The 13,814-nt window shown below is 57.0% G+C and carries 13 protein-coding genes; 12 read left to right on the forward strand and 1 reads right to left on the reverse strand.

Features of this window, described 5'->3' with window-relative positions; translation table 11 throughout:
- The first annotated feature begins 136 nt into the window (after nucleotides 1-136).
- From AC01ZF_RS12675 to AC01ZF_RS12720, 10 genes are all read left to right on the forward strand, one after another.
- Complete coding sequence (locus AC01ZF_RS12675) at nucleotides 137-859, forward strand: zinc-ribbon domain-containing protein (protein WP_424675108.1); 723 nt, start codon at nucleotides 137-139, stop codon at nucleotides 857-859.
- Between the two features lie 6 nt (nucleotides 860-865).
- Complete coding sequence (locus tag AC01ZF_RS12680) at nucleotides 866-1,822, forward strand: 2-dehydropantoate 2-reductase (protein ID WP_424675109.1); 957 nt, start codon at nucleotides 866-868, stop codon at nucleotides 1,820-1,822.
- Nucleotides 1,823-1,840: 18 nt separating this feature from the next.
- Nucleotides 1,841-2,956, forward strand: coding sequence for a M24 family metallopeptidase (locus AC01ZF_RS12685; protein ID WP_428131645.1), 1,116 nt, complete (start codon nucleotides 1,841-1,843; stop codon nucleotides 2,954-2,956).
- Nucleotides 2,957-2,960: 4 nt separating this feature from the next.
- Complete coding sequence (locus tag AC01ZF_RS12690) at nucleotides 2,961-4,049, forward strand: STAS domain-containing protein (RefSeq protein ID WP_424675111.1); 1,089 nt, start codon at nucleotides 2,961-2,963, stop codon at nucleotides 4,047-4,049.
- Nucleotides 4,050-4,310: 261 nt separating this feature from the next.
- A complete protein-coding gene (locus tag AC01ZF_RS12695) occupies nucleotides 4,311-5,009 on the forward strand; it encodes a histidine phosphatase family protein (RefSeq protein ID WP_424675112.1) in 699 nt (232 codons plus the stop codon).
- Nucleotides 5,010-5,013: 4 nt separating this feature from the next.
- Nucleotides 5,014-6,231: a bifunctional glutamate N-acetyltransferase/amino-acid acetyltransferase ArgJ gene (argJ, locus tag AC01ZF_RS12700; RefSeq protein ID WP_424675113.1), complete on the forward strand. Its 1,218-nt coding sequence runs from the start codon at nucleotides 5,014-5,016 to the stop codon at nucleotides 6,229-6,231.
- 14 nt (nucleotides 6,232-6,245) lie between these two features.
- Complete coding sequence (locus tag AC01ZF_RS12705; protein ID WP_424675114.1) at nucleotides 6,246-6,983, forward strand: hypothetical protein; 738 nt, start codon at nucleotides 6,246-6,248, stop codon at nucleotides 6,981-6,983.
- 19 nt (nucleotides 6,984-7,002) lie between these two features.
- The gene (argH, locus tag AC01ZF_RS12710; protein WP_424675115.1) at nucleotides 7,003-8,388 is read left to right on the forward strand and encodes an argininosuccinate lyase; all 1,386 of its coding nucleotides are present in this window, start codon (nucleotides 7,003-7,005) and stop codon (nucleotides 8,386-8,388) included.
- A 39-nt stretch (nucleotides 8,389-8,427) separates the two neighbouring features.
- Nucleotides 8,428-8,949: an N-acetyltransferase gene (locus AC01ZF_RS12715; RefSeq protein WP_424675116.1), complete on the forward strand. Its 522-nt coding sequence runs from the start codon at nucleotides 8,428-8,430 to the stop codon at nucleotides 8,947-8,949.
- 265 nt (nucleotides 8,950-9,214) lie between these two features.
- Complete coding sequence (locus AC01ZF_RS12720; protein ID WP_424675117.1) at nucleotides 9,215-9,574, forward strand: hypothetical protein; 360 nt, start codon at nucleotides 9,215-9,217, stop codon at nucleotides 9,572-9,574.
- A gap of 8 nt (nucleotides 9,575-9,582) precedes the next feature.
- Here AC01ZF_RS12720 and AC01ZF_RS12725 read toward each other — a convergent pair whose 3' ends face one another.
- Entirely contained in the window at nucleotides 9,583-10,548 is a 966-nt protein-coding gene (locus AC01ZF_RS12725) for an NAD(P)-dependent oxidoreductase (protein WP_424675118.1), read from the reverse strand.
- Nucleotides 10,549-10,587: 39 nt separating this feature from the next.
- Between AC01ZF_RS12725 and AC01ZF_RS12730 the strand changes: the two genes are divergently transcribed.
- Entirely contained in the window at nucleotides 10,588-11,766 is a 1,179-nt protein-coding gene (locus tag AC01ZF_RS12730) for a CaiB/BaiF CoA transferase family protein (protein ID WP_424675119.1), read from the forward strand.
- Nucleotides 11,767-11,826: 60 nt separating this feature from the next.
- Nucleotides 11,827-13,722 carry a glycoside hydrolase family 31 protein gene (locus tag AC01ZF_RS12735; RefSeq protein WP_476575394.1) on the forward strand — a complete coding sequence of 632 codons (1,896 nt, stop codon included), beginning with the start codon at nucleotides 11,827-11,829 and terminating at the stop codon, nucleotides 13,720-13,722.
- Nucleotides 13,723-13,814 lie beyond the last annotated feature (92 nt).

Genomic DNA, 13,814 nt, shown 5'->3' on the forward strand with positions numbered 1-13,814 from the left:
GCTTGGCGTACTTTGCACTATAATGTAGCACAATCTGCCTTCTTATGCAAGTCGTGTCATCATTTCTGCTGTGTCCGGTGAATCTTGTGCTATAGTGAACCCACCTACACCATACGAATATCGAGGGAGGAGCGTCGTGCCATTCTGTCCACAGTGCGGTGCTGCGAATCCTGATAGCGCGCGTTTTTGTGATCAGTGCGGTGCAAAGTTGATTCCGGCGCCGGCTCCATCGGCTACATCAGCACCGTCGGCGGCGCCAGTTACGACGACAGGTGGGCCGGTAAGTGTCGGTGCAACGACATGTCCTCAGTGTGGGTTGAGTGTCATTCCGGGCGAGGCATTCTGCGATAACTGTGGAGCACCGTTGTTCCAAGCACCGCCGGTTACAAGCGTACCGGCGCCAGATGTACCGTTTCCCGGTGTGCCGCCACAGCGCGCTTATCCGCCGCCGCAGCCGGTGACGATCCAGTCTTCGTCGCCGCCAGCGCCGCCAGTAGCTACACCGCCACCGGTAGCACCCGTTGTGCGAACCTCGTTGGCCGGGGTGCGGCTACGTCTGGCAAATGGCAGCATACTGGCGTTACCGGCAGCCGCACAGGCTTTCATCGGGCGGGCCGATCCGGTGAGTAACTTTTATCCTGATATTGACCTGACGGCGCACGGTGGTCTTGAACATGGCGTAGGTCGTCGCCATGGTCGATTCTTCGTGCAGCAGGGACAGGTCTATTATGAAGATCTCGACAGTACAAATGGCAGTTTTCTTGGCGGACGTGCATTGGTACCGCGCCAGCCGGAGCCGGTACGGCACGGTGATGAATTACGGTTAGGAATGCTTAGATTGGTGGTTGAGGTGCAATAGCAGGCTATGACAACAGTTGATCGTATGCGGATTGCAATTGTCGGTGTGGGTGGGGTTGGTGGGTATTTCGGGGGAAAACTGGCGCAAGCCGGGCACGATGTGTTTTTTATTGCCCGCGGTGAGCATTTAGCGGCGATGCAGCAGCGTGGCTTGCAGATACGCAGCATTGCCGGCGATTTTACCGTGTCTGATGTGAAGGCAACCTCGGATCCGGTAGCAGTTGGGCCGGTCGACCTGGTACTTGTGGCGGTGAAGGGCTGGCAGGTACGCGACGTTGCAGTGACGATGAAGCCGTTGATCGGTGTAGAGACGGCGGTGTTACCATTGCTGAATGGGGTTGATGCAACCTTTGAATTGGCTGAAGTGCTGGGTCGTGAGCATGTCTTAGGTGGTCTTTGTCGAATTATTGCCTATCGCGAAGCGCCAGGAGTGATCGTCCATGCCGGTGTCCATCCGACGTCAATCGATTTTGGTGAACTTGATAACCGGCAGACACCGCGCCTGCAACGGATCAAGGCGGTACTGGAGAGTGCCGGGATTCAGGGTAATGTGCCTGCTGATATCCATGTAGCCATGTGGCAGAAATTTATGCTCGTCTGCGCGTGGAGTGGATTTGGGGCAGCAACACGCGCTCCGATTGGAGTATGGCGTTCGCTTCCTGAAACGCGGCCCTTGGTTGAGCGATGCCTGCGCGAGGTGGTTGCAGTAGCCCGTGCGCGTGGGATTGCCATGCCCGACTCTATCGTATCGGATATGATGCGGTTTATCGATAGTATGCCCTACGAAGGCACTGCTTCGCTGCAACGCGATATTATGGCCGGACGACCGTCGGAACTGGGTAGTCAAAATGGCGCACTCGTGCGGTTGGCTCGTGAGGTTGGGGTAGCGGTACCGGTGAATGAGATGCTGTACGCGATTCTGCAACCGCAAGAGTTGGCAGCCCGCGGGCAGTTGTCTTTTTGACCGAGAGGAAGGTCTGGCATGTCAATTCGTCTTCAGCGCTTGACAGAGCGACTGGCAGTAACCGGATGGATCGGAGCGGCGCTGATGCCGTCCACGAACCTTGCCTATCTTACCGGTCTGCGCTTTCATGCGGGGAAGCGGTTAACTCTCTTGCTGATCCCGGCCAACGGTGACACGCCGGTGATGGTTGTGCCACAGCTTGAGCTGGAGCGTGTGCGTGCAACGTCGCCGTTCGCTATGCGCTACTTCGCGTGGAGCGATGCTGAAGGGCCACTGAATGCCTTGGCGGAGGGGATGACAGCGGCTTTCGGAGCGGGAACGCCTACCCGGCCGCTTGCCATCGAACATACGGTAATGCGGGTCATGGCATTACGCATGCTGGAAACGGTTGCGCCTGGCTTGCCAACCGTCAATATCGATCCGCTGATCGGTGAACTGCGTATGGTGAAAGACGGGGAGGAGTTGGCGTTGATGGAACGGGCTGTAGCGATGGTCGAACAGGCCCTCCACGTCTTCTTGGCGCAGGTGCGCCCCGGTCTTAGCGAACGTGTCCTCTCGCGGATGTTACATGATGCGATCATCGCAGCAGGCGCTGACGGTGAGAGCTTCACCAACATTGTGGCGAGCGGTCCTAACTCTGCTAATCCGCATCACGAAAACAGTGATCGCATCCTCCAGCCCGGTGATCTGGTGATTATCGACTGTGGCGCCGTCTATCGTGGTTACCAGTCAGATATTACCCGTACTATTGCCATCGGAGAACCAACGGCTGCCGCACGTCATGTGTACGAAGTCGTGTTAGCCGCTAACACGGCTGCTCGGGCAGCCTGCCGACCGGGTGTGACCGGTGCATCTATCGATGCTGCCGCACGGAGTGTGATCGAGGCTGCCGGCTACGGCGCAGCTTTTGTGCATCGTACCGGGCACGGTCTTGGTCTGGAAACCCACGAATTGCCGAATATCGTTGCCGGAAGTGATACACCGCTGGCGCCGGGAACAACCTTTACCATCGAGCCGGGCATCTATCTTCCAGGACAGTACGGCGTGCGGATCGAGGATGACGTGGTCATTACCGAGGAAGGGAGTCGCTCACTTACCACGTTTTCACGTGAACTGATCGTGATACAGGAATAGCGATATGCTCTCAACGCAGCATCGTCCGCAGCAGACGGACGAAAACCGTCAATTGCATCAATTCCTCTTCTGGGCTGTGCTCACGGCGGTTGGGGCGGTTGTAGTGTATACCGTTGGCTGGTTCTTAACGGCTTCACCATCACTCTTGTTGCTGACAATTGGCAGTATTGTGCTGCTGATACTCGAACTTTACGCGAGATGGCTCAATGCCCATCACGCAACGACAGCAGCCGTGTACCTCTTTTGCGCGGCAGTAGCCCTCTTTGCCATTGTCAACGTGTTGGCGGTGCCCGATTTCTTGCCGGTTTTACTCCTTGGGCCGGTCATTATTCTCATCGTTGTGCAGCCGTATCTCAGCCGTAAAGCGTTGCAGATCATAAGCGCCGCAATGGTGGGATTAGCTATCACTCTCACTTCGCTCGGCGTGTATGTACAACTCTACACACCGCTACCGCCAACCATCCGTAATCCAATCCTTATTGCCCTTGTTACGTTAACAACGATCGTATTGTTGGTGCTCATCTGGCAAAACGATCAACGAATCATGACGGTATTGCAACAACGCGAAGCAAGTAACCGGGAACTTCAGGCCATTCGTGAACGACTTGAGGAAGAAGTTGCCGAGCGTACTCGCGATCTCCAACAGGCATTAGCTCAGCTCGAAACACAAGTGGCCGAACAGCGGCAAATGCGCCTCGCCCTTGAACAACAGCGTGAGGTAATTCGCTCTTTAAGCGTACCGGTGTTACCGGTTAGCCACGCCACCCTTGTTATGCCATTGGTAGGCGCGCTCGATGAGCAGCGGATGACGATGGTCAAGCAGCAGGCACTCACCGCCATTCAGGCGATGCAAGCACGCACTTTTATCATCGACGTTACCGGTGTGCCGGTGATCGACCATACTATTGCCGGTGAGCTGGTAGGGATTATGCGGGCGATTCGGCTGATGGGAACAAAGGTGGTCTTGGCCGGGATCAGGCCGGAAGTCGCGGAAAGTTTGGTCGCAGCGCAGATTGATCTGGACCGGGTACAGAGTTTCGCCACATTACAGGATGCGCTCCAACGAGCAATAACCGACGGGCAACCGATATAATGAGCGATTGCATACCCGCGTTGACTATGGTATACTGCGCGCGCATTCAACTGCAAGGCGAGAGGGTGACAATGCAATGATAACGGTGATACCCATCTCTTGTAGCCTTTCGATCCCGCGTCATGAGCGCCATCGTCGGCGTCAGCCAGTAACACGATCTGGCTAGCCGCGCCTGCGCTTCTGCTCTGCAAGGAACGTTTTCGGCCAGCTCTGCCAGCGCGCAGGCTGGCTTCTTCTATGTTATCACGAAGGTGAGGGCGTATGACCCATCTGTATCTCATCCGTCATGGTGAGGCGGTTGCGAACATCAAGCCAATCGTTGCCGGGATGCGCGGTGATGCCGGTCTAACACCACGCGGTATCGTGCAAGCCGAACGTTTGCGCGACCGGTTGGCAACCAGTGGTGAGATTAAGGCGGATGTCTTGATCTCGTCGACACTACCACGCGCCCGCCAGACTGCCGAGATAATCCAACCGGCGCTCGGCCTACCGATCATGTTCGACGACGAAGTCCAAGAATTGCGGGTCGGTGAAGCCGATGGGATGACTAATCAGGAAGCATGGGACCGCTTTGGCGTTCCCGACTTTGATCGCTACCCACTGCGTCCTTTGGCCCCCGGCGGTGAGAGCTGGGGAGATTTTACGTTGCGGGTGAGTCGTGCGCTCACCCGGATAACGACCGAGTACGAAGGCAAAACCATTGTGGTTGTCTGTCACGGAGGTGTTATCGATTGCTCGTTCATTCACTTCTTCCGCATGCCGAGTCTGGTCGTACCACCGACCGATTTTTACACCCGCAATACGAGTATCACGTGGTGGGAGCAGGTAGAACGACGGAATCAGCGACTCTGGCGACTCAACGCCTACAACGATATTGCCCATTTGCAAGGGATCGGTGCCGTCGAGTCGGTACGTTGGGAAGACATCCATCCCGCCTCGCCGGTGCCGACCGAGGAGTAACACCATGATCACCTTTCTTGCCGACGGTCATGTAACAAGCCCGCGCGGTTGGCAAGCAGCAGTGGCTGCGTGTGGGATAAAGTACGCACATCGCGACGATCTTGCGTTGGTAGTCAGTGATGTACCGGCAACAGCGGCAGCGGTGTTTACTACCAATGCGGTGAAGGCTGCACCGGTACGGTACGACATGGCGCTGATGGCGCAAGGGGGCGAACTACGCGCAGTAGTGATTAATGCCGGGAATGCCAATGCCTGTACCGGTACTGATGGCGATGCGGCCGCCGTGGCAATGGCTCGTGCCGTCGAAACGGCACTTGGTCTGCCAATGAACAGTACTTTCGTTATGTCAACAGGAACGATTGGCGTACCGATGCCAGTGGAGAAGATCGTGCGCGGGATCAATGAAGCGGCACGCCGACTCAGTCCCGATCACGGAACGGTGGCAGCGCGCGCAATTATGACCACCGATACCCGTCCGAAGCACTGTGCCGTCACCGTGGCATTACCCGATGGTCACACGATAACGATCGGCGGCATGGCAAAAGGGGCCGGTATGATCCACCCGAATATGGCAACGATGCTGGCGGTCGTGACAACCGATGCTACGGTACCACGTGCCGTTCTCGATACCGCGATGCGGCGGGTCTTGGAAGTGAGTTTCAACAGTATTACTATCGACGGCGATACCAGCACGAATGACACGCTCTTGGTGATGGCGAACGGCATGAGTGGCGCACCGCCGATCACCGATTTGACTTCGCCGGCCGGTACTGCCTTCCTCGCCGGTCTGACAGCGGTATGCCAGTATCTTGCGCACGCGATTGTCCGTGACGGTGAGGGAGCAACCCGCTTTGTGACCATTACCGTCCGTGGGGCACGCTCGCATGTGGAGGCGAAGCAGGCTGCAATGGCCATTGCGCGTTCACCACTGGTAAAAACAGCCTTGTTCGGGGCCGATCCGAACTGGGGGCGAGTGCTGTGTGCGATTGGGTATTCGGGGGCAACAGTTGATCCCAACCGGGTCGTGTTGTCTTTTGGCGGTATGCGGGTGCTGGAAAACGGCTTACCGCTGCCGTTTGACGAACAGGCGGCCCATACGTTACTTGACGTCCCAGAAGTGACGATTGAGGCCGACCTGAAGTTAGGCGAAGGGGAGGCAACGGTATGGACGTGCGATTTTAGTTACGACTACGTGCGGATCAATGCCGAGTATCGAACGTGAATGAAGGGGCGCCTATGGATCGTGTCGTTCGCCAGCAGATCGCGCGTGATCTGTGTCACCGACTTGCCACACGTGACGGTGAGCGGCTGATCGTGGCCGGGATGATCGAGTCGGCGACGTTGCCAAACGAATTCGACCCGCTGGCGTTGCTGGTCATCAGCACGCCGCCCCGTCTGTGTCAGAGCTTTTTGGTACAGGGCATCACCGTGACGGTCACCACGATCACGCCGGATGAACTAACAGCGGTGGTTCGTACACCTGACGTGCGTTGGCCGCAGTGGTTAGGGTGGCTAGCGCGGCTCCAAGTACTCGTTGGTGACGATAGCCGGGTGCAAGCGTGGTTGGCGCAGGCACGTGCTTTGCCGGAGCGTGATTTCTATCGCAGAATTGCGCCACACATGCCACAATTGGCATTCGGCTGTTATGGTGCGTTGCGTGCTGCCGCAGCCCGTCGGCAAGAACGTGAGGTAAGATGGCTCGTACCAATCCTCCTCACCGAGTTGCACACCGCGCTGTGTTTGATCAATCGGCGCTGGTCAAGCCACAACCATATTGACGCGCTTGTCGAAAGCTATCACTTTGCGTTACAGCCACGCGATTGGCCACCATTGGTCGAAGCCCTGTTGGCGGCGAGCGATCTCGATGAGATAGTGCGGTTGGCGGGGACGATTATGGGTAACTACTGGCAGTTGCTGGTGCGTTGTGAGTTAACTGTTGAGCAACATCAAACCACAGCAACAGTACCGCTGTGATGCACGAGGAGTAACAGAGATGGAACACCGGCTCTGGGGAGGACGATTTAGTGAACCGACGGCTGCCGAGATGCGCCGGTTTAACGATTCCTTCCGGTTTGATCGGCGGTTGGCCGACGTCGATATTACCGGTAGCATTGCGTGGGCCGGCGCTCTGGCGCAGGCCGGCTTGATCGGTGAAGACGAGCATGCTGCCTTAGTGCGGGGCCTGGAACTGGTGCGGGCCGAATTCGCGAACGGGACGTTTGTGCCTGCCGAAGGTGATGAAGATATTCACACAGCGGTGGAGCGACGATTACGCGAACTTATCGGTGATGCCGCACTCAAGTTACATACCGGTCGGTCGCGGAACGATCAGGTAGCGACCGATATGCGTCTCTACACCATCGGTATTGCGCGCCAACTCGACCGACGATTGCACGATCTCCAGCTCGCATTGCTGGCACAAGCCGAACTGCACACCGACACGTTGATGCCGGGGTACACCCATCTCCAGCGCGCACAGCCGATCACGTTCGGTCATTGGTGTTTGGCATATATCGAGATGTTTGCCCGTGATCGTAGTCGGCTGCGCGATGCAATCACCCGCATGCGGGTACTACCGTTGGGGGCAGGCGCGTTAGCCGGTAATGCTCTTGATATCGAGCGTGAACGACTAACCGAGCTGCTTGACGAATTTGATGAATTGGCGGCCAATTCACTCGATGCGGTGAGTGATCGTGACTTCGTGGCCGAAATTCTCTTCATCTGCGCATTGATCGGCATTCATCTCAGCCGCTTAGCCGAAGATATTATCCTTTACGCGAGTGCTGAATTCGGTTTCATCGAATTGGCCGATGCCTACAGTACCGGCTCAAGCCTGATGCCGCAGAAGAAAAATCCTGATAGCATGGAACTATTACGCGGCAAGAGCGGTCGTTTGCTGGGCAATGTAGTGGCCTTACTGACGGTCTTGAAGGGGTTGCCGCTCACGTATAACAAGGATATGCAGGAAGATAAAGAGCCGCTGTTTGATAGTTTTGACACGCTCGACCTTGGTTTACAGGTCGCAGCGGCAGCTCTTGCGACCATGACCGTACATCCTGAGCGAATGGCGGCGGCGCTTGATGATGCAATGCTCGCAACCGACCTGGCCGATGAGTTGGTGCGACGTGGCATACCATTTCGGGTTGCCCACGGGAAGGTGGGGCAACTGGTACGGCGCGCGCAAACACTCGGTGTTAGCCTTCGTCATCTTCCACTTACCGAGTATCAGGCAGTTGAACCGAGCCTCGATGCCGGTGTGTATGCCATCTTCGATATGGCGCGTAGTGTAGCCCGAAAGGCAAGCTACGGTGGGACGGCACCGCAACGGGTGCGTGAGCAGTGCCGGCGCTGGCGCACCATGTTGGAGTCTGAAGGGTAAGATTGTTCGCGTTTGGAGACAAATGGTAGTAGGAAACGTATGACAAGCCCACTTTATACACCGCCGGTCAGTTTGCCGGTTATCCACTGCCGGCCTGACGCTGCCGTGACCATTCGCCGCGCCCGGGTAGGTGATGTGCCACGGCTCTACGAAATCATTAATTATTATGCTGCACGTGGTGATATGCTGCCAAAGACGCTCGACCAGCTTTATAACCGCGTCCGTACCTTTAACGTGGCCGAGATCGATGGAGAAGTGATCGGTTGCGCTGCGTTGCATATTACGTGGGCCGATCTGGCCGAGGTAGTGAGTGTCGCCGTCCATCCGTCGTTTCAGGGGCGCGGGATTGGCCGACGCCTGGTTGAGCCGCTCTTCACCGAGGCGGTTGAGTTAGGGATTCCCACTCTCTTTACCCTTACCTTGCAAGCCGGCTTTTTCAGCTCGCTTGGCTTTCGCGAGATACCGAAGCTGCGGCTTCCCCATAAGATTTGGCAAGATTGTTCGACCTGCTTTAAACAAGATCGGTGCGACGAAATTGCGATGATTCGGTACGTGCCGTGAGGGATATTGCCCAGGGAAGCGATCATGGTCTCTTCGCTGGGTATCAGAAGCTGCGGCTTCCCCATAAGATTTGGCAAGATTGTTCGACCTGCTTTAAACAAGATCGGTGCGACGAAATTGCGATGATTCGGTACGTGCCGTGAGCGATCATGGTCTCTTCGCTGGGTATCAGTGGCATCAACGTCTGAACCGTTAACCGACATCCAAAGCGACAATTGCTCCGTAGTATATTCGTGATGCATGACGACACTTGAGAGGTGATGGTATGCCGATGAATAGCACGATCGGAGCAGGTATCCTTTTATTCACCATTGGCGCCGGTGGGGTAATTGCCACCGGTGCTGCTACCTCGGCAATTCCGGCACTGTTGGGGATGGTGTTGATGGGGTTAGGTGTAGCGATTGAGCGCACGGCGAACCCTCGTCGGTTTGAATGGCTGGCGGCGTTCGTCGGTCTCCTTGGTATTCTGGCCCCCGCCGCCAACCTTGTACGGATTATCGGTCAAACCGGTTTGTACATCAATGCTGCCGTTTTTGCTAATGTGGTGATGGCAGGGACTTGCGTGCTGTACCTCCTGGTATGGGGGTGGGAACAGCGCACCGGTACCCGACTACGGATAAAGTAAGCGTACCGCTAGCCCTGATCTGGTCCACTATGCGGTGGGTGACCGACTTCAATCCCGGTCAAGCGTTCAAGCGCCTTGATCAAGGCATGATTACCCTCGTGCCCCAATCCAGCCGCTTGCAGGGTACGGTAGAGGTGGAAGACCGTGGAGGTCACCAGCATCGGAGCACCGACCGCATCGGCAGCAGCCAGCACGAGCCGTAAATCCTTTTGCTGAAGATCGATGGTAAAACCGGGTCGCCAGTCGCGCCGAATGACTTGCGGTCCCCGATTGGAGAGCATCCAACTGCCCGCTGCGCCACCGCTCACAGCCGTCAGGGCTTTTTCGAGATCGACGCCACTGGCTTGTGCAAAAACAAACGCCTCACTGATGGCCAGCATCGTTCCGACAACCAGTATCTGATTAACCAGCTTTACCGTCTGACCGGCCCCGTGACCACCAACGTGGGTAATGGTCTTACCCATGGCCTGAAAGACGGGCATCGCTCGTTCAACTAAATCGGCAGGACCGCCAACCATGATGCTGAGGGTACCACGAGCTGCCCCTTCACTGCCGCCACTGACCGGTGCATCGAGAAAACCGATCCCGCGCTCGGCTAACCGAGCAGCAAATTGCTGAGCGCCTTGGGGGCTGATCGTACTCATGTCGATCATCAACATCCCGGCACGTGCTCCCTCGACGGCTCCTTGTGGCCCAAACAAGACTGCCTCGACATCGGGGGTATCACTGACACAACTGATCACAATATCACTGCGTGCCGCCAGATCGGCCGGTGACGTGGCAAGTTGTGCTCCGGCGGCAACAAACTCATCGGCCCGTTCTGGGGTGCGATTCCATACCGTTAGCGGAAACCCGGCCCGGAGGATGTTGGCCGCCATACCCCGACCCATAATCCCGAGTCCGATAAAGCCGATTCGCTCTGTCATAGTAGACTCCTCACGGTCATGTTCACGGTTTGCAGAAGATGGTATCATACCTGCCGGCTACGTTGTACACACATCACGGTGATCTGTATGCCTGCTGCTCTTTCCGATCTGCTCGTTCTCGACCTCAGCCGGGTTTTGGCCGGGCCATATGCAACGATGGTTCTCGCCGATCTTGGCGCACGAGTCATCAAAATTGAGCAACCCGGCATCGGTGACGAGACTCGCCAATGGGGACCACCCTTTGCTGCCAACGGGCTAAGCGCCTATTTTATTGCCGTCAACCGGAACAAGCAGAGTGTGGCGATTAATCTCAAACATCCCACCGGTCAAGCGATTGTGCGTGCGTTGGGGCAACGAGCTGATGTGCTGATCGAGAATTTTCTGCCCGGGACAATGGCGCGGATGGGTCTTGGGTATGACGATCTTCGGGTGTTGAATCCGGGGTTGATCTACTGTAGTATTACCGGTTATGGTCAGTACGGCCCCGATGCAGATCGTCCTGGCTACGATACGGTTATCCAGGCCGAAGGCGGCTTGATGAGCATTACCGGCGAACCCAATGGCCCACCACTCAAGACCGGCGTTGCGGTTGCTGACATCACCACCGGTTTGTATGCGGCGACCAGCATTCTCGCCGCACTCCACTATCGCACGTTGACCGGCGAAGGGCAGTACATCGATCTCGCACTCTTTGATGTACAGCTCAGTTGGCTTGCTAATGTCGCGTCGGCGTATCTTGTATCAGGCAAGCCACCTCAGCGGTACGGTAACGGTCACGCGACCATCGTTCCGTATCAACCATTTGCTGCGGCCGATGGATACATCATGATCGCTGTTGGCAATGATCGACAGTTTGAGCGCTTCTGCACCGTGCTAAACCATCCTGAATGGGCTGGTGATGAACGATTCGCGACCAACCCGGCACGGGTGGCGCATCGCGACGTCCTGGTGCCGCTGATTGCAGCGGTGATCGTGCGCGAACCGGTTGCGATTTGGATCGAGCGACTGCGGGCCGTCGATGTGCCGTGTGGTCCGGTTAACGATATTCCAACGGCGCTACACAGTCGACAGGCTCAAGCACGCGCGATGGTTCAACAGGTAGCCGGTGTACCGATGGTCGGTCCTGCGGCAAAGCTGAGTGCGACACCGGCCACCATTCGGACCGCACCGCCGGCGCTTGGCGCCGATACTGACGCAGTTCTGCGCGAGCTGGGCTATGCACCTGATCAGCTTGCGGCGTGGCGTGCAGACGGCGTGATCGAATGAAGTGCTCATGCTACAATGCCGCAAACGATGCCCGCCGGTACTTTGCAATGGAGAATAGATATGCGGTATGAGATCCATAGCTCAGGAGGAAGGGTTCAGATCGATAGTAGCGGGTCTATGACCTTTTGGCGGGAAGGGCGCAAGGTCTTGTGTGGTCTGGGTGCAGTGGCACATGCCTACGGTACCGACTTCCCGATCACGGGTGTGGCGAGTGCCGATAGCACCGAGCGTCACGTCCGCATTCACTATACGACAACGCGACCCGAAATAACGCTTCGGCTTACTCTGGAAGTCACGCCGACCGGATTTCGGCTTACCTGGTCCGGTCCACCGCGTCTCCACGCAGTACGGATTGAATGGCAGCTCGATCCCGGTCGGCCGTGGTACGGCATGGGCGAACGTGTCTTCCAGCACTGGCCGCTCGACGCGGCGCCGGTTATCTCCGATCCGTTTGAGCCGGTTGATCACGGGCATGATGGAACGCTCAACATTGCCACTCCGTTCTGGCTGAATGCTGCCGGTGCGGCATTGTTGCTCGAGGAGAACGATGGTGAGTTGGCGGTGACGATGGATCGGGCCGGCGATGGTCTGTTGCGGATCACAGCACGCGAAGCACCACCGCCACCGACGCTCGGTTTTGATGAACGCTACGCCGCTCCCGGTCCACAGCTTGCCGTCCATGTCGTCTTAGCCGACAACGCACCGGCAGCCTTCTCCGCCGCACTTCCACTGCTTGGACGCCCCAGTGCTGCACCACCGTATGAACTCTTTGCGCGTCCGATCTGGACGACGTGGGCCCATTATAAGATGGCGGTGACGCAGCACGATGTGATCGATTTTGCAACTCAGATTGTGACCCGTGGCTATCCGTACTCGGTTCTCGAAATCGATGACCGCTGGCAACGTGGGTACGGCGCGTATGTGTTCGATCCGCACAAGTTTCCTAATCCACGGGCGATGGTTGATGAGCTGCATGCTGCTGGGTTCAAAGTAACGTTGTGGACACCCATTTTCTTTGATCCCTCTGATCCGGCGTTCACGGTAGCGGCACGGCGTGGCTACTTGATCCGCCATCCGGCAAACGGTGCGCCGTACCTGGTGCGCTGGTGGCAAGGGTATGGTGGTGTGCTCGATCTGACCAATCCTGAGGCAGTGGCATGGTGGCTGAGCGAGTTGCAGGCGTTGCAGGCCGAGACCGGCGTGGACGGATTCAAGTTCGATGCCGGTGAAGCTAACTTCATTCCGCCCGATGCCATCTGTTATGCGCGCGAGCCACGTCGTCGCTACGCCGACCGCTACACGGAATTTGTTGCCGATCACTTTGCGTATACTGAAGTACGCACCGGCTGGCGCAGTCAGCGAAGGGGTATTCTCTTCCGCGAGTGGGATAAGTGGAGCCGCTGGGGTATCGACAATGGACTCCACAGTGTCTTAACACAGGCGTTGACGTTAAGTGTGTGCGGTTATCCGTTCGTGTTACCCGACATGATCGGTGGCAATGCGTACCAAGACGAAGTTCCCGACGGTGAACTGATGGTGCGGTGGACGCAGCTCTGTGCGCTCTTGCCGACGATGCAGTTTAGTGTGCATCCGTGGCAGTACGGGGCGGAAGTCGACGCGATTTGCCGGCGCTATGCGCATCTCCACACCGAACTAGCACCTTACCTCACGTCGCTGATCGATGAAACGCTACGTGACGGTACACCGCTCGTGCGTCCGCTCTTCTGGCATACACCGCACGACGAACATGCACTACGCTGTAACGATCAATTCCTCCTTGGTGAACGGTATCTGGTAGGACCTGTCGTACAGGCCGGTCAGCGCCGCCGTGATGTCTATTTGCCATCCGGTGTGTGGCGCGACTACTGGCATGATACGATCCATCATGGGCCGGCAATGCTGACCGATGTACCGGCTCCACTTGAACAGATGCCGTTGTTTGAGCGACAAGCGTGATACGTTGCTACCACGGATGTGCCGAGTAGCGACCGATATAGTGAGTACAGAGAAACCACGCGGGCAATACCTCGACAGTTGCCCGCGTCTGT

The organism is Chloroflexus sp. (genome assembly GCF_056331925.1).